This is a genomic window from Streptomyces sp. NPDC033966, assembly GCF_055575955.1.
This window is the reverse complement of record NZ_JBVIRQ010000007.1, coordinates 325,187-346,707: the sequence shown is the minus strand read 5'-3', so window position 1 is coordinate 346,707 and position 21,521 is coordinate 325,187. Positions and strand designations below refer to the sequence as shown.

The following is a 21,521-nucleotide window of genomic DNA, read 5'->3' as shown; positions in this document are numbered from 1 at the left end:
ACTTTAGGGCGTTTTTGCCCGCATATGGGAGGCAGGCGGCATGACAGAGACGGCGAGCAGCTCGGCACGTGGTTCCCGCGCCAAGGGGACCAAGGCCGCCAAGGGCGGCCTGCGGATCGAGCGCATCCACACCACCCCCGGCGTGCACCCCTACGACGAGGTGAACTGGGAGCTCCGTGACGTCGTCATGACCAACTGGCGCGACGGCTCGGTCAACTTCGAGCAGCGCGGCGTCGAGTTCCCCGACTTCTGGTCGGTGAACGCGGTCAACATCGTCACCAGCAAGTACTTCCGCGGCGCGGTCGGCACCCCGCAGCGCGAGACCGGTCTGAAGCAGCTCATCGACCGCATCGTGAAGACCTACACGAAGGCCGGCGAGGACTACGACTACTTCGCGTCCCCCGCCGACGCGGAGATCTTCGAGCACGAGCTGACCTACGCCCTCCTGCACCAGATCTTCAGCTTCAACTCCCCGGTGTGGTTCAACGTCGGCACGCCCCAGCCGCAGCAGGTCTCCGCCTGCTTCATCCTGGCCGTCGACGACTCCATGGAGTCGATCCTCGACTGGTACAAGGAAGAGGGCATGATCTTCAAGGGCGGCTCCGGCGCCGGCCTGAACCTCTCCCGCATCCGCTCCTCCAAGGAGCTCCTCTCCTCCGGCGGCAACGCCTCCGGCCCGGTCTCCTTCATGCGCGGCGCCGACGCCTCCGCGGGAACGATCAAGTCGGGCGGTGCCACCCGCCGCGCGGCCAAGATGGTCGTCCTGGACGTGGACCACCCGGACGTCGAGGACTTCATCGCCACCAAGGTGAAGGAAGAGGAGAAGATCCGCGCCCTGCGCGACGCGGGCTTCGACATGGACCTGGGCGGCGACGACATCACGTCCGTCCAGTACCAGAACGCCAACAACTCCGTCCGCGTGAACGACGAGTTCATGACGGCCGTCGAGAACGGCACCGAGTTCGGCCTGCGTGCCCGCATGACCGGCGAGGTCATCGAGAAGGTCGACGCCAAGGCGCTCTTCCGCAAGCTCGCCGAGGCCGCGTGGGCCTGCGCCGACCCGGGCATCCAGTACGACGGTGTGATCAACAACTGGCACACCTGCCCCGAGTCCGGCCGCATCACCGCGTCCAACCCCTGCAGCGAGTACATGCACCTGGACAACACGTCCTGCAACCTCGCCTCGCTGAACCTGATGAAGTTCCTGAACGACGACGGCAAGGGCAACCAGTCCTTCGACGCCGAGCGCTTCGCCAAGGTCGTCGAGCTGGTCATCACCGCGATGGACATCTCCATCTGCTTCGCGGACTTCCCGACCCAGAAGATCGGCGAGAACACCCGCGCCTTCCGTCAGCTCGGCATCGGCTACGCCAACCTCGGCGCCCTGCTGATGGCGACCGGCCACGCCTACGACTCGGACGGCGGCCGCACCCTCGCCGCCTCGATCACCTCGCTGATGACCGGCACCGCGTACAAGCGCTCCGCCGAGCTGGCCGCCATCGTCGGCCCGTACGACGGCTACGCCCGCAACGCCGACTCGCACAAGCGCGTCATGAAGCAGCACGCCGACGCCAACGCCGTCGCGCCGCGCACCGACGACCTGGACAACGAGATCTGGGCCGCGGCCACCGAGGCCTGGCAGGACGTCCTGCGCCTCGGCGAGAAGAACGGCTTCCGCAACGCCCAGGCCTCCGTCCTCGCGCCGACCGGCACCATCGGTCTCGCGATGTCCTGCGACACCACCGGTGTCGAGCCGGACCTGGCCCTGGTCAAGTTCAAGAAGCTCGTCGGCGGCGGCTCGATGCAGATCGTCAACGGCACCGTCCCGCAGGCCCTGCGCCGCATGGGCTACCTGGAAGAGCAGATCGAGGCGATCGTCGCCCACATCGCCGAGCACGGGAACGTCGTCGACGCCCCGGGCCTGAAGACCGAGCACTACGAGGTCTTCGACTGCGCGATGGGCGAGCGCTCCATCTCCGCGATGGGCCACGTCCGGATGATGGCCGCGATCCAGCCGTGGATCTCCGGCGCGATCTCGAAGACGGTCAACATGCCGGAGTCGGCGACCGTCGAGGAGATCGAGGAGATCTACTTCGAGGCGTGGAAGCTGGGCGTCAAGGCGCTCGCGATCTACCGCGACAACTGCAAGGTCGGCCAGCCCCTCTCCGCCAAGAAGAAGGAGGAGGAGAAGGCCGAGCTCACCGAGAAGGCCGAGGAGACCATCCGCACGGCGGTCGAGAAGGTCATCGAGTACCGCCCGGTCCGCAAGCGCCTCCCCAAGGGCCGCCCGGGGATCACCACCTCCTTCACGGTCGGTGGCGCCGAGGGCTACATGACCGCGAACTCCTACCCGGACGACGGCCTGGGCGAGGTCTTCCTGAAGATGTCCAAGCAGGGTTCGACCCTCGCGGGCATGATGGACGCCTTCTCGATCGCCGTCTCCGTCGGCCTGCAGTACGGCGTCCCGCTGGAGACGTACGTCGCGAAGTTCACCAACATGCGCTTCGAGCCGGCCGGTATGACGGACGACCCCGACGTGCGCATGGCGCAGTCGATCGTCGACTACATCTTCCGCCGCGTGGCGCTGGACTTCCTGCCCTTCGAGACCCGCTCGGCGCTCGGCATCCACTCCGCCGAGGAGCGTCAGCGCCACCTCGACACCGGCTCCTACGAGCCGCTCGACGAGGAGGAGCTCGACACCGAGTCCCTCGCCCAGTCGGCGCCCCTCGCCGCCGTGGCCAAGCCCGTGGCCATCGTCCCGGTCCCGGCCCCCAAGACGGCGCACAGCAACGCTGAGCTGGTCGAGATGCAGATGGGCGTCTCCGCCGACGCCCCGCTCTGCTTCTCCTGCGGTACGAAGATGCAGCGCGCCGGCTCCTGCTACATCTGCGAGGGCTGCGGCTCCACCAGCGGCTGCAGCTGACCCCGCGCGGGTAGCTGACCCGCGGAGCTGATCCGCGGAACACGAACGAAGGGGACCGGCCCATGGCCGGTCCCCTTCGCCGTACCCGTACCCTCACCCGCGCCCGCCTCGGCGCCGGGCCGGGCCGGCCGCCGTCAGTGGGGGATCGCCCGGGAGGGCCGGGTGACCAGGTCCTCCCGGAACTCCGCGATCCTGGAGTGGACCTGGCGCATCAGGTGGGTGTCCTCGATGCGGTCCAGGTAGAGGCAGCGGTCGGCCAGCCCGCGCAGCTCGAAGGCGAAGCACAGGGACATCAGGGGGTTCACGAAGAGCTCGCTGCCCCGGGTGCGTTCGGTGAACCGGACGTCACCGAAGGAGCCGCGGACCGCTGCCGCGATCGAACCCGCCACGATGCTCGGACGGTCCGGAGTGTGGTCCTGGGCGTGGGCCACCGCGTCCAGGAAGAGCGCCCCCTCCCGAGTGGCCCGCGGGATCGAGAACGCGCCGAGGTACGCCCCGTCCCGCTCCAGCGCCGCGATGTTCTCCAGGACCAGGGCGTGGCTGACCCCGTGGTACGCGTCCACGCCGAACCCGACCGACACCACGAGCCGTTCCGGTACGTCGTTCAGCGCGGCCAGCGCCGCCACGCTGGTCAGGTCCTCCTCGGGCGTGCCGAGGCCCGCCTCGTCGCCCCGCATCAGGATGTCCGTGCCCCCGTCGACCAGCACCACCGCGTCGATCCCGTGCAGGTCGATCAGCGCCCGGTAGGCGGCGCGCAGCGGCTGCACCCCGACCTGGGGGAAGGCGTACACCGTCGAGGGGTAGCGGTGCAGCCGGAGCCACCGTGCGAGGGTCCGCTCCGGGAAGTAGGACAGGTGGGGCGCGGAGTCGGGGGTGACGGCGGCCAGGTCGGGGGCGGCCCACTCCTCGGAGGGCAGGCCGGCGAGGGTGGTGAAGGAGAGGTTCGCCAGGTGCACCTCCTTGCCTTGGTGCAGCAGCGACAGCGCGATGGGCAGGCCCGAGTAGACGTCGAAGCCCCCGCCGGCGCCGGCGACGAGTACGCGCTCCGCCGTGGCCAGCCGGGCGAAGAGGGGGTTGGTGTGCAGGGCGGTCATGGCGATCATTGTGCGGGGCCCGGGCACGCACGGGCTCGGGGATTTCACTGCGGGGGAGCGGAGAGCCATGTGGAGCGGTGACGAACTGGACCTGGACGCGTACCTGGCGCGGATCGGGCTCGCCGGCGGCGGGACGGGCCGGTCCGCCGGGGAACTCCGGCCGGACCTCGCGACGTTGTACGAGGTGCACCGGGCCCACACCGCCGCCATCCCCTTCGAGAGCCTGGACGTCCTGCTCGGCCGCCCCGTGGAGCTGGAGGTCAAGGCCCTGGAGGACAAGCTCGTACGCGCCCGCAGGGGCGGCTACTGCTACGAGCAGAACTCGCTGCTGGCCGCCGCCCTGCAGCGGATCGGCTTCGAGGTGTCCGGGCGCGGTGCCCGCAACCGCACGCGGGGCGATTCCCTGCTGGCGGTGACGCACGCGGTGCTCGTCGTCACCGTCGGGGGCGAACCGTGGCTCTGCGACGCCGGATTCGGCTACATGGGCCCGCGCGAGCCCGTCCCGCTCGCGCGGCCCGGGACCGAGGTCCGCCAGGGCCCGTGGACGTACGCCGTCCGCGGGGAGGAGGAAGGCGTCCTCGTGCTCCGGGCCCGCCGCGGGGAGGAATGGCGGGACCTGTACGCCTTCTCCCCGCAGCGGTACCACCCCGTGGACTACGTCGTGCTGAACCACTACAGCTCGACGCACCCCCGGTCCTCCTTCGTCGGGCAGACCATCGTGCAGCTCCCGGGGGACGCCGTGCGCAAGACGCTCGTCGGGCGCGAGCTGACGCGCCTGTTCCCCGACGGGCGGACCGAGCGGGAACCGGTGGGTTCCGACCGGCTGCTCGCCCTCCTCGACCGGGAGTTCGGGCTTCGGCTGCCCGAGCGGGATGGGGCGGAACTGGTACGGATCCACCGCTCCGGGGACTGACCCGGACCGCGCCCGGCCCGTACGATGGCGCGGTGCTGGTCAAGTGGATTCGCTGCACGGTGACGGACCGACGCGGGTTCGAGCGCGGGCAGCGCAAGTGGGCGGGGCTGCCCGGCGAACCGGGATTCCGGGGGCAGGGCGGCGGCTGGAGCAGAGGCCGGCAGGGGGTCGCGCATGTCTTCGCGTTCTGGGAGAGCCGTTCCTTCTACGACTCCTTCATGGCCCGCTCGCACGACAGACTGGCGGCCTCGCAGAACGGCACCTACACCGATGCCCGGGTCACGCTCTTCGACCACCGCTTCGACGTGAAGACCGGCTTCGAGCCGCGCTTCAGCGATGCCGACGTGGTGCGCGTCGCCCACACCCGGGTGCGGGAAGGGCGCGTGGAGCATTTCGCGCTGATGCAGGAGAAGGTGTGGAACCCCGCCATGGCGGGGTCGCCCGGGATGATCCGGGGCCTGTTCGGGGAGGCGCCCGGCCGGGAGTTCCTGGTGCTGTCGATGTGGCGGGCCGCGGCGGAGCACGGCAAGTACCGGCAGGAGCGGGTCGAGCGGCTCTCGCTGCGCGCCCAGACCGAGGCCGACGTGGAGGCCCTCACCGGGGACGTCGTCGACCTCGAACCCGGCTGGACGGTATGACCGTAGGACAAGCGCCGCCCCCGACCGGCGTGCCCGGGGCGTACCCGCCCCGGCGGCCGAATAGGGTCGGGGGATGGTTCGACCACGGCGCATCGTCCTTGTCCGGCACGGGGAATCGGAGGGAAACGTCGATGACACGGTCTACGAGCGGGAGCCCGACCACGCCCTGCGGCTGACCCGCACCGGCCACGAGCAGGCCGCGGCCGCCGGGGAGCGGCTGCGCGAGCTCTTCGGCGAGGAGAGCATCAGCGCGTACGTATCCCCCTACCGCCGCACCCTGCAGACCTTCCGGGAGCTGCGGCTGGACCCGGCTCGGGTACGCATGCGGGAGGAGCCCCGGCTGCGCGAGCAGGACTGGGGAAACTGGCAGGACCGCGACGACGTGAAGCTCCAGAAGGCGTACCGGGACGCGTACGGGCACTTCTTCTACCGCTTCGCGCAGGGAGAGTCGGGCGCCGACGTGTACGACCGCGTCGGTTCCTTCCTGGAGAGCCTCTACCGCAGCTTCGAGGCCCCCGACCATCCCGAGAACGTCCTGCTGGTCACCCACGGGCTGACGATGCGGCTGTTCTGCATGCGCTGGTTCCACTGGTCGGTGGCCGAGTTCGAGGCCCTGTCCAACCCGGGCAACGGCGAATACCGTGTCCTGCTGCTCGGACCCGACGGCCGGTACCGGATGGACCGCCCGTTTGAGCGGTGGACCACACCCGAGCCTTATGACCTGGACGGCTAAAGTGACGCGCGATGACCGCTGATTCCACTTCCGAAACGCGTTACGCACGCGCCCTGTCCAGCCTCCGAGGGCTGGCCCTGGGGGACGCCCTGGGCTCCCAGTACTTCGTTCCCGTCAACTATCCGCTGCTGAAGCGGCGCGAGCTGCCGGCCGGCAGCGAGCCGTGGCAGTGGACCGACGACACCGAGATGGCCTGCTCGGTGGTGGCCGTGCTCGCCACGCACGGCCGCGTCGACCAGGACGCGCTGGCGGCCTCCTTCGCCGTCCACCACGACTTCGACCGCGGCTACGGGCCCGCCGTGAACCGGATGCTGCGCCTCGTCCGGGAGGGCGAGGACTGGCGGACGCTGGCCGCCGAGCTCTTCAACGGGCAGGGTTCCTGGGGCAACGGCGCCGCCATGCGGATCGCCCCGCTCGGCGCCTGGTACGCGGACGACCCCGAGCAGGCCACGCACCAGGCGGAGATCTCCGCCTACACCACCCACCAGCACCGCGAGGCGGTGTGCGGGGCCATGGCCGTCGCCGCCGCGGCCGCGCTGGCGGCGTCCCCGGCCGGGGTGCCGACCGCCACGGACCTGCTGGACGGGGTGATCGCGCTGGTGCCGCGCAGCGCCGTCGGCGCGGGCGTGCGCAGGGCGCGGGACATGCTGGACTACGGCGACGCGACGACGGTCGCCGCGGTGCTGGGCTGCGGGCGGCGCACGAGCGCCCATGACACGGTGCCCTTCGCGCTGTGGTCGGCGGCCCGGGCGCTGGACGACTTCGAGCGGGCGTTCTGGACCACCGCCCAGGTGGGCGGCGACGTGGACACCACCTGCGCGATCGTCGGCGGGGTACTGGGCGGGCGCGGGGACGCGGCGCTGCCGCAGGCCTGGCTGGACCGCACCGAGGCGCTCCCGGCGTGGCTGCCCGGCCTGCCCGGCTGACGGGTACCGACTGCTGAAGGGGCCCGGCCGGGTGGCGCCGGTGCCGGGCGGGCGGGGGCGGGTGCCGGGCGCGGGGACGGCTCCGCGCCCGGTGCTCCTCGTACGTCTGTCGCGGCGGTGGCCGTACGGCTCGTACGGGGCCGCGCGCTCAGGCCGCGGGGCCGGCCTCGGCGGCGGCTCCGCTCAGGGCCTCCAGGTCGCTCTTGCGCACCCGGATCACCAGCAGCGCGGTGGCCAGCGCCAGCCCCGCCATGGCGACGGCGGCGATGAAGGCGGTGGAGATGCCCTGGGTGAGGACGAGGTCCCCCCAGGGGTCCGGAAGCCGCCCGGTCTGCTCGAAGGCGGCCAGCTGCCCCGGTTCGGCGTGCGCCATGAAGTCCGGGACCTGCTTGGCGGCTTCGTCGCGCCCGGCGGTGCCGAAGACGGTGACCAGGATCGACAGGCCGAGCGAACCGCCCACCTGCTGGCTGGCGTTGAGCAGCCCGGAGGCCGCGCCCGCCTCCCGCGGCGCCACGCCGGAGACGGCGGTGAGGGTGAGGGTGACGAAGTTCAGGCCCATGCCGAAGCCGAACAGCAGCATCGGGCCGAGCACGCCGGACAGGTAGGTGCTGTCGGTGCGGATGAAGGTCAGCCAGGCCAGGCCGATCCCGGTGAGCGCCGAGCCGGTGACCATGAACGGCTTGGGGCCCAGGCGCGGCAGGAAGCGCTGCGAGAGCCCGGCGGCGGCGATGATGGCCACCGTCACCGGCAGGAAGCCGACGCCGGATTGGATGGGCGAGAAGCCCAGCACGTTCTGGACGAACTGGACGATGAAGAAGAACATGCCGAACATGGCGGCGGCGAGGCCGAGCATGATCAGGTAGGTGCCGGCGCGGTTGCGGTCGGCGAACATCCGCAGCGGGATGATCGGTTCGGGGGCGCGCGACTCGATGAGCACGAAGAGGCCGAGCAGGACGACGGCGGTGGCGAAGGAGCCGAGGGTCAGCGAGTCGCGCCAGCCGTCCTCGGACGCGCGGATGAACCCGTAGACGAGCGAGGTCATCCCGGCGGTGGAGGTGAGCGCGCCGGCGGCGTCGAAGCGGCCCGGGTGGCGCTCGGACTCGTTGATGTAGAGCGGGGCGAGCACGGCGATGAGCACGCCGATCGGCACGTTGACGAAGAGCACCCAGCGCCAGTCGAGCCACTCGGTGAGCATGCCGCCGGCCAGCAGGCCGACGGCGCCGCCGCCGGCGGACACGGCGGCGAACACCCCGAAGGCACGGTTGCGGTCGGGGCCTTCGGCGAAGGTCGTGGTGATCAGGGCGAGCGCGGTCGGCGAGGCGATGGCCCCGCCGACGCCCTGGAGGGCGCGGGCCGCCATCAGCTGCCAGGGTTCCTGGGCGAATCCGCCGAGCAGGGAGGCCAGGGTGAACAGCAGGATTCCGGTCACGAAGACGCGGCGCCGGCCGAGGATGTCGCCGGCCCGGCCGCCGAGCAGCAGCAGTCCGCCGAAGGCGAGGGTGTAGGCGCTGATCACCCAGGACAGGTCGGTGGTGGAGAAGGAGAGGGCCGTCTGGATGTGCGGGAGCGCGATGTTCACGATGGTCGCGTCGAGGACGACCATGAGCTGGCAGGCGGCGATGACGGCGAGCGCCACCCCTGGACGTCCGGGCCGCCGGGCGGCCCCCGGTATCCGGGGCGCGGCGAGTTGAGCGCTTGTCACTGTGGATCCCCCCGAAGTGAAATAGTGAACGCATTCGTTCACTGCGGGTCCACGGTAGGAGCCCGGATGTAGGGAACGCAAGCGTTCACTAAGGCTGAAAATGTGCGCGGGAAACGCGCGGGCCGGTCGGAGGTAGGGGTATGGCGGGTTCGGGCTGGTCGGCGGGGGCGGCGCCGGTGCGCAGGCGGGGGCCGGCGCTCGAACGGGCGATTCTGGACTCGGCGCTGGAGCAGCTGAGCACCGTCGGCTGGAACGCCCTCACCATGGAGGCGGTCGCGGCCGGGGCACACACCGGCAAGGCGGCCGTCTACCGGCGCTGGCCCACCAAGACCGACCTGGTGGCGGAGGTGCTGCGGACGGGGCTGCCCGCGCTGGGGGAGATCGCCGACCACGGATCGGTACGCGAGGACCTGTACCAGCTGTGCGTGCGGATGCGGGACGTGATGCGCTCCCAGGCCGGGGTGGCCCTACGTGCGGTCCTTCACGAATGCGACCACGCCCATGCCGGCCTGTTCCGCGAGGTGATCTGGAAGGGCCTGCACGAGCCGGCGCACGAGGTGATACGTGAGCTGATCCAGCGCGGAATCGAGCGGGGAGACGTCCGGGCGGACGCCACGAGCCCCATGCTCACCGATGTGATTCCGGCGATGCTCATGTACCGCGCGAAGGTGTGCGGAAGTGAATGGCCGGACGTCGATCTCGCGGAGATGATCGACGGGGTGATGGTGCCGATGCTCCGCGCGTGAACCCTCGGGAAGCCCGGCCGGCGGCCCGCGGCCGGGCCCGTCGGCGCCCGCGGTTGGGCCCGTACGGGCACCCCGCGAAAATCGGGGGAGGGGCTCCGGGCGGGCCGCCGCGCGCACGCCGCGCGGCCCCCTGGAGAGACCCAAGCGCCGCTAGCCCCGGGCCGGGGTGTGCAGGCGGCGCGGGGCGGCGTAACCTTGCTGGCGCCATGCCGTACGAAGCACCCACCCACACCGTCGAGCGCTCCCTCCGTGCAACCACCGGCGCCAAGGTCATCGCCGGGGTCGACGAGGTCGGACGAGGGGCCTGGGCCGGTCCCGTCACCGTCTGCGCGGCGATCACCGGCCTGCGCCGGCCGCCCGAGGGGCTCACCGACTCCAAACTGCTCACCCCGAAGCGGCGCGACGTGCTGCTCGAGGTCCTGGAGGACTGGGTCACCGCCCACGCCCTCGGACACGCCTCCCCGGAGGAGATCGACGAACTCGGGATGACGGCGGCCCTGCGGCTCGCGGCGGTGCGCGCGCTGGAGGCGCTCCCGGTGCGGCCCGACGCGGTGATCCTCGACGGCAAGCACGACTACCTCGGCCCGCCCTGGCGGGTCCGTACGGTCATCAAGGGCGACCAGTCCTGCGTCGCCGTGGCCGCGGCCTCGGTGATCGCCAAGGTCCGGCGCGACAGGATGATGGCCGAACTCGGCGAACCGGGCGACGGAATCGAGGACTTCGCCTTCGCCGCGAACGCGGGCTACCCCTCGCCGGTGCACCGGGCCGCGCTGGAGGTGCGCGGGCCCACCGCGTACCACCGGCTCTCGTGGTCCTACCTCGACGCGCTGCCCCAGTGGCGGCACTTGAAGAAGGTGCGCCGCAGCGAGGAAGCCCTGGAGCTGGAAAACGGAGGCCAACTCGGCTTCGATTTCTGATCGCACCCACGTGCCACCGACCGGTACGTTTCGTACCGGTGTTTGATAGATATCAACTCATGCCTCTCACCCCCGCCATCGAGGAGCCTCAGATTCACGAGAGTGCCCAGGGTCCCCGCGTCACGCCGGCCGCGAGCCGCACCGCGCAGACCCCCCGCCCTGTACCTGGTCCGCGTCCCGTAGCCGTTCCCCGGCCCGGACGCCCCGGTCCCTCCCCCGCCGCGGCGAGCCGCGCGGGTGTCGCCCCCCGGCCCGGTCCGCCCGCGCCGCGCGCGGCCGAGACCACCCCCGGACCCGTTCCCGCAGCCCCCACCGCGCCGTCCGTCTCGGCGGCGGTCCCGCAGGTCCAGCTGATCCCGGCCTCCGCCGAGGGCGCGCTGGACGCGGCGGAGGAGGCCGTGGACCTGCTGCTCGACACCGGGCGCGCGCCCGGTGAGATCCTGATGATCACCACCGGCGACCCGCACCCGTGGGCCGCCCACGAACTGTCCTTCGGCGAGGCCTCCTACTGGGCCCAGCACGACGCCGGGGACGACGTCTTCTACGCGGACGCGGCGCACCTGCAGCGCGCCTCGGGCCGCACCGTCGTGGTCTTCGCGGCCAACGGCGGACCGGCCGCGGCGATCTCCACCGCACTGCCGGTGGCGCTCGCCCGGGCGGGTGCGCTGCTGATCGTGTGCGGCGACGTCAAGCAGATCAACTCCGTGCTGGGTGCGGGCGTCTGACGCCCCGTATCCCGCGCGGGCGAGGGGCGGGGCGGGCCATGGGCCGGCCCCGCTGAAGTCCGGAGCCCGGCCAGCCGTACCCCCTTCCCGGGAGTACGGCCGTCAGGGCTGCCCCCGCTCGTACACGGCGGCGCGGTACGGCTTCCGACGCGTACGGGTCCTGCCGCCGACGGTGTCAGGGTCCTGCCGGCGCCCCGGACCCACCCGCCGGCCGCGGCCTCCTCAGCGCGCGGCGGTCCGGCGCAGGGGCTCCGACGCGCCGCCCACGGTGCTCAGGGTCAACGGCGTGAGCTCGGGGGTCAGGGCGCCCAGCGGTTCGGGCCGGGAGTCCGAACCGGGACGACGCCCGACCCGGCCCTCACCCACCACCTGCCAGCCGCCGCGGGTCAGCGTGATGTACGCGCCGCAGCGCAGCCCGTGCAGGGTGCAGGCGTCGCGCAGCCCCCACATCCAGGCGCCGTCCTCCTCGGTCCAGCGCTCGTCGCCGTCACGGCAGTACATCAGCACCGCCGTCCGGACCGGGGTCCGGCGCCGCAGGTCGTGCGGGATGACCCGGCGCAGTCGCGACAGCAGCGCGTTGCGGTACTCCCAGCCGTCCGCCGAAGCGGACTTCTGCACGAACGAGGCGCTCGCGACGAGCTGTTCCTCGGGACCGAGCACGGCTATGACGGCGGTGGACGGCGCCGGGCTGTGCCGGGAGTGCAGCCCGCTGACCACCTCGCGCGGATTGCGGAGCAGGGGAACCCCCGCCGCCGTCCACTCGGAGGGTTCGAGCAGTCTGCCGTGCCGGCTCGCGCCACCGGCCGCCGTTGCCAGTGACGTGGACGAGGACGGGGCGAATCCGAAGGTCATGGTCCTCCCTTCGGGTACACGCCCGCGTACGGGCACGGCTGAGGTGTGGGCGCGCCGCAGCGCGGCCCAGGAGAGTGCCGACGAGCCGAGCGGGAGCACTCCGATTCTCGCGTGGCCCGCGAGGATGGGGCAATGAGCATTTGCGGCCGCGGACCGGAATTCGCCGGTATGCCGCTCATATCCTTGCCCCGCCACGCCGAAGATGACGCATTCCGCTACGGCTGGAGCGCGAGCACCAGCGGAAACACCCCCTCGACCCCCGCCCGGCGCAGCAGCCGGGCGGCCACCGCGAGGGTCCACCCGCTCTCCGCGCGATCATCGACGAGGAACACCGGACCCCGGACCTCGGAAAGGCTCGCCGCCAAGGCTGGCGGCACGGTCAACGCCTGGTGGAGCCCGCGGACCCGCTGGGCGCTGTTCGAGGACGGCAGCCCGAACTGCGGCGCCTGATCCGTGTACTCCAGCGTCCCCAGCAGGGGGATCCGCCCCACCTCGGCGATGCGCGCGGCCAGGGAACCGACCAGCTGCGGGCGGCTGCGCGAAGGCAGCGCGACCACGCCGACCGGCCGGGCAGGAGCATCAGCGGCCCCCGAGGCCCAACCGCCGGGACCCCGGGCCCAGTCGGCGAGCACGGCCACCACGGCCTGCGCGACATCGTCCGGAACGGGCTGGTCGGCCGCCTGCGGGGCCAGCATGGGGCGCAGCCGGTTGCCCCAGCCGATGTCGGACAGCCTGCCCAGGGCGCGCCCGGTCGACGACTGCTCGCCGGCCGGGATCCGCCCCTTGAGGTCCACACCCACCGCCGCGAGCCCGGTCGGCCACATCCTGCGCGGCTCCAGCTCCACCCCGGGGCGGCCCAGTTCGCCCCGCGCGGTGTCCAGGGCGGCGCCCGAGACGTCCGCCGTGAAGCGGGCGCCGGCGCAGTTGTCGCAGCGGCCGCAGGGGGCGGCCTCCCCGTCGTCGAGCTGGCGGCGCAGGAACTCCATCCGGCAGGCGGTCGTGGCCGCGTAGTCCCGCATCGCCTGCTGCTCGGCGGCCCGTTGGCGGGCGACCCAGGCGTACCGCTCGGAGTCGTACGTCCAGGGCTCGCCGGTGGCGGTCCAGCCGCCCTTCACCCGGTGCACGGCTCCGTCCACGTCGAGCACCTTCAGCATCGTCTCCAGCCGGGTGCGGCGCAGGTCCACCAACGGCTCCAGCGCGGGCAGCGAGAGCGGGCGCCCCGCCTGCGCCAGCACGTCCAGCGTGCGGCGCACCTGCTCCTCCGGGGGGAAGGCCACCGAGGCGAAGTACTGCCAGATCGCCTCGTCCTCACGGCCCGGCAGCAGCAGCACCTCGGCGTGCTCCACCCCGCGGCCGGCCCGGCCGACCTGCTGGTAGTAGGCGATGGGGGACGACGGCGAGCCCAGGTGCACCACGAAGCCCAGGTCGGGCTTGTCGAAGCCCATCCCCAGGGCGGAGGTCGCCACCAGGGCCTTGACCCGGTTGGCCTGGAGGTCGCTCTCCGCCTGCTCGCGGTCGGCGTTCTCCGTCTTGCCGGTGTACGAGGACACCGTGTGCCCGCGGTGGCGCAGGTAGGCGGTGACCTCCTCGGCGGCCGCCACCGTCAGCGTGTAGATGATCCCCGACCCGGGCAGCTCGGCGAGGTGGTCGGCGAGCCAGGCCAGCCGGTGCGCGGCGTCGGGCAGTGCCAGGACCGCCAGGCTCAGGCTCTCGCGGTCCAGCGCCCCGCGCAGCACCAGCGCGTCCGTGCCGGCCCCCGTGCCGAGCTGCTCCGCGACGTCGGCCGTCACCCGGGCGTTGGCGGTGGCGGTCGTCGCCAGCACGGGCACGCCCGGCGGAAGATCGGCGAGCATCGTGCGCAGCCGGCGGTAGTCGGGACGGAAGTCGTGCCCCCAGTCGGAGATGCAGTGCGCCTCGTCGACCACGAGCAGGCCCGTGGCGGCCGCCAGCTTGGGCAGCACCTGGTCGCGGAAGTCCGGATTGTTGAGCCGCTCGGGGCTGACCAGCAGGACGTCCACCTCGCCCGCCGCCACCTCGGCCTGGATGCCCTCCCACTCCTCCGGGTTGGCGGAGTTGATGGTGCGCGCGTGGATGCCCGCACGCGCGGCGGCCTCGACCTGATTGCGCATCAGCGCCAGCAGCGGGGAGACGATGACGGTCGGGCCGGCGCCACTCGCCCGCAGCAGGGAAGTGGCCACGAAGTAGACCGCGGACTTGCCCCAGCCGGTGCGCTGGACGACCAGGGCCCGCCGCTTGTGCGCGACGAGGGCCTCGATCGCCCGCCACTGGTCCTCGCGCAGCCGCGCGGTGCCCGTGGGGTCGCCCACGAGACGGGCGAGTACGGAATCGGCCGAGGACCTCAGGTCTGCGTTCATACCCCCATGCAACCCGATGGCTCTGACATCGCGCCAATGAGGATCCGGACCTGTGGAAATTGAAGATCGAACGGGTTATCCACAGGGGTTTCCGGATCGGACCGGGCACGGGACCGTCGGACGCATGACGACGAACCACGAATCACCCAGCCCGTCCGGACGGCCCTCCATCAGCCGGTCCGGAGTCCCCACCGAACCCCAGATCACCCTGCGCAGCCCGGCGGAACTGGCCGACGCGCTGCCCTACATGCTCGGCTTCCACCCCACCGACTCCCTCGTCATGGTCGCCGTGCACGGCGAGAACGGACGCTTCGGCGGCCGCCTGCGCGTGGGCATCCCCCTCGCCCCCGCCGAATGGGAGGACACCGCCCGGCAGGTCGCCGAATGCCTCATCCGCGGCAGCGAACGGCGCGGAGACAAGCCCGACGGCATCGTGGTCTTCCTCTGCCAGGACCCCCGGGGCGGCGAGAGCGGGCAGCGGGTCATGACCCGGCTGCGGCCGCTCGCCCAGCGGCTGCGGATCGCCTGCGGCGCCCTGGACGTGCCGGTCCTGGAGGCGCTGTGCCTCTCCGCCGGCCGCTACTGGTCCTACACCTGCGGCGACGACGCGTGCTGCCCGGCCGAGGGCAACCCGCTGGCACCGCCCGGCACCTCGGTGATGGCCGCCGCGGCCACCTTCGCGGGGCTCCAGGTCAGGGGCTCCCTCAAGGAGATCGAGGGCCGGCTGACCCCGCTCGGCGGGGCCTGGGCCGCCGAGCAGGAAGAGGCACTGGAGCGGGCCGCCACGGCCCTGGTGCCGAAGATCCTCGACGGGGCGACCCGGGAGGAGGTCGGCGCGCAGACCCTCGACCTGGCACGGACCCTGATGAGGCGCCTGACCCTCGCGCCGCCCGCCGAGGGCGGGCCCCGCGCCGACGACTGGGACGACGCGCTGCTCGGCCACGACGAGGCCGCCGCCGTGATCCTCGGACTCCAGGACCGGGAGATCCGCGACATCGCCGCCGAATGGATGGAGGACGAAGAAGCCGCGCCCGCCCTGAGGCTGTGGCGGGCGCTGGCCAGGCGCTGCGTCGGCGCCTACGGGGAGCACGCCGCGGCCCCGCTGACCCTGGCCGGCTGGGTCTCGTGGTCCACCGGGGACGAGCCGACCGCCCGGATCGCGTTCGGGCTGGCCCTGCGGGCCGACGCCGAGTACCGGTTCGCCCAGCTCCTCCACCACGCCTGCAACGAGGGCATCGACCCCGAAGGGCTGCGGGAGTGCCTGCGGGAGGAGCGCAGGCGCCGGGAGCCGGGCCGTAAGCGGCCCGCCGGAGCCGCCCGCCCGCCCGGCCGCCGCACCGGACAGCGCCGCCGCGCCGCCCGCCGCACCGAGGGGAGCGGACAGTGAGCGCCCGGCAGGGCCTGGCGGGGGGCTGGTGGAGGCCCACGGGCCGGGCCCCGCGCCGAAGTCGGCCCGCCCGGTGCGGGCAGCCGCCACCGGGGCCCGTGACCCGGGCGGGGGTGGGGGCGTTCAGCTGGAGGGTGGTGGGGGCCCGGCCGCGCCGCCGCCCCGCAGAACCGGCCGGAGCGCAGACAAGGCGGCACATGGCTCCCCCCGTACCCCGAAGCGGCCCTTCCGGGCCCCCTGCCACCCCAGCGCCCCGCGGGCCGGAATCCGCGCCCGGACACCAGGCGGAGCGCCCGCCGGACCGCCCGGTGGGCCCGGTGGGCCCGGCCGGTCAGGTGCCGGGGGCCGCCGCGCCGCCCGGGCCGCCGCCCGGTGCCGGGGCGGGGTCGACCGGGGCGGGGTGGGGCGCCGATGCGGGTCCCGCGGCGGGTGCGAGTGCCGGGGTCTTGGGCGGCGGCGGGGGGCGGGCCGGCGCCGGGGTGCCCGGGCAGACGGCCGCCGCCGGTACCGGGCGGCGGCCCGAGCTCCCGCCGGTGCACGGGGCGGTCATCTGCGTCGCCGCACCCTGCCTGGCCATCTCGCCCGAGCACGGCCAGCTGACCGGGCGGGGGATCGACGGGATCTACCGTTCCGGGCGGAGGCTGCTCTCCCGCTGCGTGCTGCGCGTCGCCGGGCGGGACCCGGTCGCCGTCCAGGGCCGCAGCACCGGCGCCGACCGGGCGGCCTTCACCGCCACTGTCCGCACCGGTGTCGAGCCCGGACCGGACCCCGACATCGGGGTCGAACGGATCCGCCACGCCGACGGCACCGAGCGCATCACCGTGCGCAGCTTCGCCGCCCGCCCCCTGCGCCTGCCCGTGGAGGTCTCCCTCGGCACCGACCTGGCCGAACTGGCTGCGGTGGCGGCCGGCCGCGCCGGGCCGGAGCTGGCCGCCGGGGTGCACGCGGCCGGCCTCCGCTGGAGCACCGGGGACGCCCTGGCCGTCACCACCGCCGAGCCGGCCCCCGACGACGTCCTCGCCTCGGCCGGGCTGCTGCGGTGGGAGCTCGATCTCGGCCCCGGCGAGTCCCGCACCATCGAGCTGCGGACCACCCGGGACCGCGCCGCGCGGGCCCCCGCCGGGCAGGTGGCGAACCCCTTGGCCGCAGCCCGCGCCGAGGGGGACGACCCGAGGGCCGACGCGTGGTTCCGCACCAGCGTCGAAGACCTCCGGGCCCTGCTCCTGCGGGACCCCGCCGAACCCGGCGACGCCTTCGCGGCGGCAGGAGTGCCGTGGCGGCTCGGGCCGGCCCCGGCGGAGTCGCTGTGGGCCGCGCGGATGGCGCTGCCGCTCGGCACCGGACTGGCCGCCGCCACGCTGCGCATCCTGGCCCGCGGACAGACCGGGGGCCGGGGCCGGGACGCGGGGAAGATCCCGGGTCCGCTGCGGGCCGCCGGGCCGCAGCTGCCGCCCGGGTGCACCGGGACCGAAGCCACCCTCGGCTTCCCGGCTGTGCTCGCCGAGGCCCGGCGGTGGGGCCTGCCCGAGGATGAGGTGGCCCGGCTGCTGCCCGTCGCGGAGCGCTGCCTGGACTGGCTGCGCGGAGCGCTGGGGGAGGACGGCTTCCTGGCCGACCCCGACCCGGGGCCCCGGCGCTGCGAGACCCAGGCCCACGCGCACCGGGCCGCGCTGCTCGGCGCCGACCTGCTGGACGGGTGCGGGCGCGGCGGAGCGGGGGAGTGGCGGGAATGGGCGGCCGCCCTGCGGGAGAGGTTCCGGGCCCGGTTCTGGATCGACGGCCCGGACGGGGGCCGTCCCGCCGCCGCCCTGCACCCCGACGGCCGGCCGCTGCCCCGGCTGACCGGAGCCGCCGCGCACCTGCTGGACACGGGCCTGCTCGGCGGGGGCCGGATGGCGCCCGGGCTGCTGGACCCCGTCCGCACCGAACAGCTCGCCCGGCTGCTCGGAGCCCCCGCCATGGATTCGGGATGGGGGTTGCGGAGCATGGCGGCCCGGGAGCCCGGGCACAACCCGTTCGGCCACAGGTCGGGAGCGGTCCGGGCCCACGAGAGCGCCGTCGCGGTGGCTGGGCTGGCCCAGGCGGGCTTCGAGAAGGAGGCCGCCGGTCTGCTGCGGGGCCTGCTCGACGCGGCGCAGGCCTTCGGGTACCGGCTGCCGGAGATGCACGCCGCCGAGCAGCGCACCGCGGGCAGCGCGCCCCTGCCCCATCCGGCGGCCTGCCGGCCCGCCGCGGTGGCCGCGGCCGCCGGGATCCACGCGCTCACCGCTCTCGCCGGTATCCGCCCGGACGTCCCGGCGGGTGCCGTCGCCGTGGCCCCCAGGGCGGGCGCCCCGCTCGGCGCCCTGCGCCTCGCCGGGCTGCGGGTGGCGGGGGAGCCCTTCACCGTCAGGATCAGCCGCCTCGGCGTCGGCATGGTGGAGGAGGCGGCCGATGGGCTCCAGCTGGGAGGCTGAGAAGAGGCCCGCACGGTGGCCCCTGGTGCTCGGGAGGATCCGCACTGGGGTCCAGATCACCGTCCTCGGGATCACGAAACGACTGTTTATCGTCAGGCAGACGACTATGATCGCGGCATGTCGCCCTACGACCCGTCGGCCTTTCCGCCCTTCGCCGTCACCGTCGACCTGGTCGTGCTCACCGTGCGGCGCCATGCGCTCTGCGCGCTGGTCGTCCGACGGGGTGAGCAGCCGTTCCAGGGGCGCTGGGCGCTGCCCGGCGGCTTCGTGCGCGGGGACGAGGACCTGGCGGGCGCCGCTGCCAGGGAACTCTCCGAGGAGACCGGCCTGTGCGCGCACGACCCGGCCGCGCCCGGCGTGGACAACGGCGCACACCTCGAACAGCTCGCCACCTACGGGGACCCGAAGCGGGATCCCCGGATGCGGGTGGTCAGCGTGGCCCACCTGGTCCTCGCCCCGGACCTGCCCGCGCCGCGGGCCGGAGGCGACGCCAACAGCGCCCGCTGGGCCCCCGTCGACGAACTCCTCGAAGGCCCCGACCAGGCCTCCGCCGGGCTCGCCTTCGACCATGCGACGATCCTCGCCGACGGCGTCGAGCGGGCCCGCTCGAAGATCGAGTACTCCTCGCTGGCCACCGCGTTCTGCCCGCCCGAGTTCACCGTCGGCGAGCTGCGCCGGGTGTACGAGGCCGTGTGGGGCGTGGCGCTCGACCCGCGCAACTTCCACCGCAAGGTCACCGGGACCCCCGGGTTCCTGGTGCCCGCCGGGGGCACGACCACCCGTCAGGGCGGGCGGCCCGCCCAGCTGTTCAGGGCCGGCGGGGCCACCCTGCTCAACCCTCCCATGCTGCGCCCGGAGGTCTGATCCGCCGGAGTCCCGGCGGCGGCCTCCGCCGTCCGGGGGCCGGCCTGCGGCCATATCGGTACGGACTCGGGCCGGGTGCGTAGAAAATCGGACATATCGCGTTATCTTGCATGCGGTACTCACGCTGCCGCAAAGCGGTCTCACACCCCGCGAGAGAAGCGATGCTCCAGGCCATCGGACTCACCAGCACACCCCGTCGAGATCTCCCGCCCCTCGTGCACGACCTCACCTTCGAGGCCCGCCCGGGGTGCGTTACCGCCCTGCTCGGAGAGCGGGGTTCGGGCAAGACCACCGCACTGCGGCTCATGCTCGAACTCGAACCGGGCCGCGGCGTCACCTACTTCCGCGGCCGCCCGCTGCACCGGATCCCGCATCCCGGCCGCGAGGTCGGGGTCCTCCTCGGCGACGTCCCCGGGCACCCGTCGCGGACGGTCCGCAACCAGCTCCGGATGCTCTGCGCCGCCGTCGGCGTCCCGGCCTCCCGGGCGGACGCCATGATGGAGGTCGTCGGCATCGGAGGCCTGCGCGACCAGCGGCTCGGCTCGCTCTCGGCCGGGATGGACCGCCGGGTCGGGCTGGCGGCGGCCATGCTCGCGGACCCCTGCACCCTGCTCCTCGACGAGCCGACGGCAGGGCTGGCCCCCCGGGAGCGGGCCTGGCTGCACGGCCTGCTGCGCGGCCACGCCTCCCTGGGCGGCGCCGTGCTCTTCACCACCGACGACGCGAAGGAAGCCGCCCGAAGCGCCGACCGGGTCGTCTCCATCGCCGCGGGCCGGCTCGTCGCCGACCAGGACGCCGCGGACTTCGCGCGCACCCGGCTGCGGCCCAGGGTCGCCGTGCGCACCCCGCACGCCGCCCGGCTGGCCGACGTGCTGGGCCGGGAGGCCCGGGCCGCGCACCGGGTGGTGGAGATCGTCGAGGAGAGCGGCAGCCGGCTCTCGGTGTACGGGAGCAGCTGCGCCGAGGTGGGCGAGGCCGCGTTCCGCCACGGAGTACTGGTCCACCAGCTCGCGGACGAGACGGGCGACACCGGAGCGCCCGTCCCGCCCGTGCCGCAGGCCCGCACCCGGACCGGCTCGGGGATCCGGGTGGAGGCCCGTGCGGAGGCCCGGGTGGAAGCCGCCGCGCAGGTCGGCACCGGCCCGGGCGCCGGCACCGCCGGAGGCGACTCGGGCGTCCCGGCGGAACCCCGCGCCAACACCGCCCCCGCCGCCAACGTTCCCGCCGCCAACGTCCCCGGCCCCGCCGCCGGGGTACGCGCCGAACCGGCCGGCGAAGCCCCGTCCGCCCCTGCCCTGGAGTCCGCCCCGGAGCCCGCCCCCGAGTCCCCCGGGCGCACGCGGGCCCTCGCGCGGCGGGCCCGCCATGCCCGGCCCGCGCGCCCGGCCCCGGCAGTGCGACGGCTGGGCGGCCCGCTGCGACCGCTGCGCTACGAGCTGCGCCGCGCCTTCGGCACCGCCACCCCCTTCCTCACCGCCGCCCTGGTCGTCGCCGTCTCCGCCGCCACCGCCCTCGTGCTCGCCCGCGCCGGCCACACCCCTCAGAACCGGATCCTCGCCGCCTGGCCGGAGCTGTTCCCGCTGCCCCCGGCCGCGCTCGGCGCCGGACTGCTGGGGGCCCTGGCCTTCGGGGAGGAGTACCGCTATCCCGCCCTCGCCGCCGACCGGGGCACCGTGCCGCGCCGGTTGGGGCTGCTCACCGCCAAGCTCGGGGTGTGCGCCGCCCTCGCCCTCGTGCTCGGGGCCCTCGCGGTCACCGCCGACGCCGCCGCGCTCCGCCTCGTCTTCGGGACCGCCCCGCTGCGCGCCCCTGCCGAGTGGCTCGCCCCGGCCGCGAGTTGGGCCGGGCTGCTGGTCGGCTGCGCCTGGGCCGGAGTGCTCGCCTCCGGGGTGTTCCGGTCCTCCCTCGCGGGCCTGGGCGCCGTGCTCGCCGTACCGGTGGCGGTCGTGCCGCTCGTGCGCAAGGCCCTGGAGGGGCAGTCCGCGTACCCCGCGAGCGGAGTCGCCTCCCGGCTCCGCGCCCTGGCCTCCGCGCCCTGGCCCCCGGAAGGCGACCGCCTCGTGCTGGGGGCCCTTCGGGTGATGGCCCAACCCGTGGGCACCGCGCTGGTGTTGTCGTTGATGGTCCTGTTGTGCGCCTATGGGTTCACAGGACTGCGCGCCCGAGTCCGTTGGTGATCGTTCCGATGCGGTAGGCGACTGCGGGGCGACCGTAGAAGTCCGCTTCGCGCGGAATCAGGCGAAGCGGACCGCAACTCCCCGCAAAAAGCC

Annotated in this window: 16 protein-coding genes; 12 read left to right on the top strand and 4 right to left on the bottom strand. The window is 73.9% G+C overall.

The window, feature by feature from the left end:
- Positions 1-40 precede the first annotated feature (40 nt).
- Entirely contained in the window at positions 41-2,923 is a 2,883-nt protein-coding gene (locus tag ACZ518_RS22265; RefSeq protein WP_469114733.1) for a vitamin B12-dependent ribonucleotide reductase, read from the top strand.
- 134 nt (positions 2,924-3,057) lie between these two features.
- Here the strand turns inward: ACZ518_RS22265 and ACZ518_RS22260 are convergent, their stop codons facing one another.
- Positions 3,058-4,017, bottom strand: a complete 960-nt coding sequence (locus tag ACZ518_RS22260) for a DUF1152 domain-containing protein (protein ID WP_469114732.1) — start codon at positions 4,015-4,017, stop codon at positions 3,058-3,060.
- Between the two features lie 67 nt (positions 4,018-4,084).
- Here ACZ518_RS22260 and ACZ518_RS22255 point away from each other — a divergent pair, with 67 nt between their 5' ends.
- The 4 genes from ACZ518_RS22255 (at position 4,085) to ACZ518_RS22240 (ending at position 7,227) form a co-directional block, all read left to right on the top strand.
- On the top strand, positions 4,085-4,930 hold the full coding sequence (locus ACZ518_RS22255; protein ID WP_469114731.1) for an arylamine N-acetyltransferase family protein: 846 nt from the start codon (positions 4,085-4,087) through the stop codon (positions 4,928-4,930).
- 32 nt (positions 4,931-4,962) lie between these two features.
- Positions 4,963-5,568, top strand: coding sequence for a YdbC family protein (locus ACZ518_RS22250; RefSeq protein WP_469114730.1), 606 nt, complete (start codon positions 4,963-4,965; stop codon positions 5,566-5,568).
- 73 nt (positions 5,569-5,641) lie between these two features.
- Entirely contained in the window at positions 5,642-6,301 is a 660-nt protein-coding gene (locus tag ACZ518_RS22245) for a histidine phosphatase family protein (RefSeq protein WP_362461526.1), read from the top strand.
- Positions 6,302-6,312: 11 nt separating this feature from the next.
- Positions 6,313-7,227, top strand: a complete 915-nt coding sequence (locus ACZ518_RS22240) for an ADP-ribosylglycohydrolase family protein (RefSeq protein ID WP_469114729.1) — start codon at positions 6,313-6,315, stop codon at positions 7,225-7,227.
- 148 nt (positions 7,228-7,375) lie between these two features.
- Here ACZ518_RS22240 and ACZ518_RS22235 read toward each other — a convergent pair whose 3' ends face one another.
- The gene (locus ACZ518_RS22235) at positions 7,376-8,929 is read right to left on the bottom strand and encodes an MFS transporter (RefSeq protein ID WP_469114728.1); all 1,554 of its coding nucleotides are present in this window, start codon (positions 8,927-8,929) and stop codon (positions 7,376-7,378) included.
- A gap of 140 nt (positions 8,930-9,069) precedes the next feature.
- Here ACZ518_RS22235 and ACZ518_RS22230 point away from each other — a divergent pair, with 140 nt between their 5' ends.
- From ACZ518_RS22230 to ACZ518_RS22220, 3 genes are all read left to right on the top strand, one after another.
- Positions 9,070-9,675, top strand: coding sequence for a TetR/AcrR family transcriptional regulator (locus ACZ518_RS22230; protein WP_469114727.1), 606 nt, complete (start codon positions 9,070-9,072; stop codon positions 9,673-9,675).
- A 206-nt stretch (positions 9,676-9,881) separates the two neighbouring features.
- On the top strand, positions 9,882-10,592 hold the full coding sequence (locus ACZ518_RS22225; protein WP_469114726.1) for a ribonuclease HII: 711 nt from the start codon (positions 9,882-9,884) through the stop codon (positions 10,590-10,592).
- A 59-nt stretch (positions 10,593-10,651) separates the two neighbouring features.
- Positions 10,652-11,317, top strand: a complete 666-nt coding sequence (locus tag ACZ518_RS22220) for a hypothetical protein (protein ID WP_469114725.1) — start codon at positions 10,652-10,654, stop codon at positions 11,315-11,317.
- Between the two features lie 222 nt (positions 11,318-11,539).
- On the opposite strand, the gene ACZ518_RS22215 is transcribed toward ACZ518_RS22220, so the two are convergent.
- Together ACZ518_RS22215 and ACZ518_RS22210 are read right to left on the bottom strand one after the other, a co-directional pair.
- A complete protein-coding gene (locus ACZ518_RS22215; protein WP_469114724.1) occupies positions 11,540-12,169 on the bottom strand; it encodes a hypothetical protein in 630 nt (209 codons plus the stop codon).
- A 215-nt stretch (positions 12,170-12,384) separates the two neighbouring features.
- Positions 12,385-14,544, bottom strand: a complete 2,160-nt coding sequence (locus tag ACZ518_RS22210) for a RecQ family ATP-dependent DNA helicase (protein ID WP_469114723.1) — start codon at positions 14,542-14,544, stop codon at positions 12,385-12,387.
- Between the two features lie 124 nt (positions 14,545-14,668).
- Between ACZ518_RS22210 and ACZ518_RS22205 the strand changes: the two genes are divergently transcribed.
- The 4 genes from ACZ518_RS22205 (at position 14,669) to ACZ518_RS22190 (ending at position 21,428) form a co-directional block, all read left to right on the top strand.
- Positions 14,669-15,931, top strand: a complete 1,263-nt coding sequence (locus tag ACZ518_RS22205; RefSeq protein ID WP_469114722.1) for a DUF4192 domain-containing protein — start codon at positions 14,669-14,671, stop codon at positions 15,929-15,931.
- Positions 15,932-16,410: 479 nt separating this feature from the next.
- A complete protein-coding gene (locus ACZ518_RS22200; protein WP_469114721.1) occupies positions 16,411-18,387 on the top strand; it encodes a glycogen debranching N-terminal domain-containing protein in 1,977 nt (658 codons plus the stop codon).
- Between the two features lie 117 nt (positions 18,388-18,504).
- Positions 18,505-19,251, top strand: coding sequence for an NUDIX hydrolase (locus ACZ518_RS22195; RefSeq protein WP_405978244.1), 747 nt, complete (start codon positions 18,505-18,507; stop codon positions 19,249-19,251).
- 161 nt (positions 19,252-19,412) lie between these two features.
- On the top strand, positions 19,413-21,428 hold the full coding sequence (locus ACZ518_RS22190) for an ATP-binding cassette domain-containing protein (RefSeq protein ID WP_469114720.1): 2,016 nt from the start codon (positions 19,413-19,415) through the stop codon (positions 21,426-21,428).
- Positions 21,429-21,521 lie beyond the last annotated feature (93 nt).

Bases quoted from the DNA above. Each gene is read 5' to 3' on its own strand.
- ACZ518_RS22265 (WP_469114733.1), top strand. From the start codon at position 41: ATGACAGAGACGGCGAGCAGCTCGGCACGTGGTTCCCGCGCCAAGGGG.
- ACZ518_RS22260 (WP_469114732.1), bottom strand. From the start codon at position 4,017: ATGACCGCCCTGCACACCAACCCCCTCTTCGCCCGGCTGGCCACGGCG.
- ACZ518_RS22255 (WP_469114731.1), top strand. From the start codon at position 4,085: ATGTGGAGCGGTGACGAACTGGACCTGGACGCGTACCTGGCGCGGATC.
- ACZ518_RS22245 (WP_362461526.1), top strand. From the start codon at position 5,642: ATGGTTCGACCACGGCGCATCGTCCTTGTCCGGCACGGGGAATCGGAG.
- ACZ518_RS22240 (WP_469114729.1), top strand. From the start codon at position 6,313: ATGACCGCTGATTCCACTTCCGAAACGCGTTACGCACGCGCCCTGTCC.
- ACZ518_RS22230 (WP_469114727.1), top strand. From the start codon at position 9,070: ATGGCGGGTTCGGGCTGGTCGGCGGGGGCGGCGCCGGTGCGCAGGCGG.
- ACZ518_RS22225 (WP_469114726.1), top strand. From the start codon at position 9,882: ATGCCGTACGAAGCACCCACCCACACCGTCGAGCGCTCCCTCCGTGCA.
- ACZ518_RS22220 (WP_469114725.1), top strand. From the start codon at position 10,652: ATGCCTCTCACCCCCGCCATCGAGGAGCCTCAGATTCACGAGAGTGCC.
- ACZ518_RS22215 (WP_469114724.1), bottom strand. From the start codon at position 12,169: ATGACCTTCGGATTCGCCCCGTCCTCGTCCACGTCACTGGCAACGGCG.
- ACZ518_RS22210 (WP_469114723.1), bottom strand. From the start codon at position 14,544: ATGAACGCAGACCTGAGGTCCTCGGCCGATTCCGTACTCGCCCGTCTC.
- ACZ518_RS22205 (WP_469114722.1), top strand. From the start codon at position 14,669: ATGACGACGAACCACGAATCACCCAGCCCGTCCGGACGGCCCTCCATC.
- ACZ518_RS22195 (WP_405978244.1), top strand. From the start codon at position 18,505: ATGTCGCCCTACGACCCGTCGGCCTTTCCGCCCTTCGCCGTCACCGTC.
- ACZ518_RS22190 (WP_469114720.1), top strand. From the start codon at position 19,413: ATGCTCCAGGCCATCGGACTCACCAGCACACCCCGTCGAGATCTCCCG.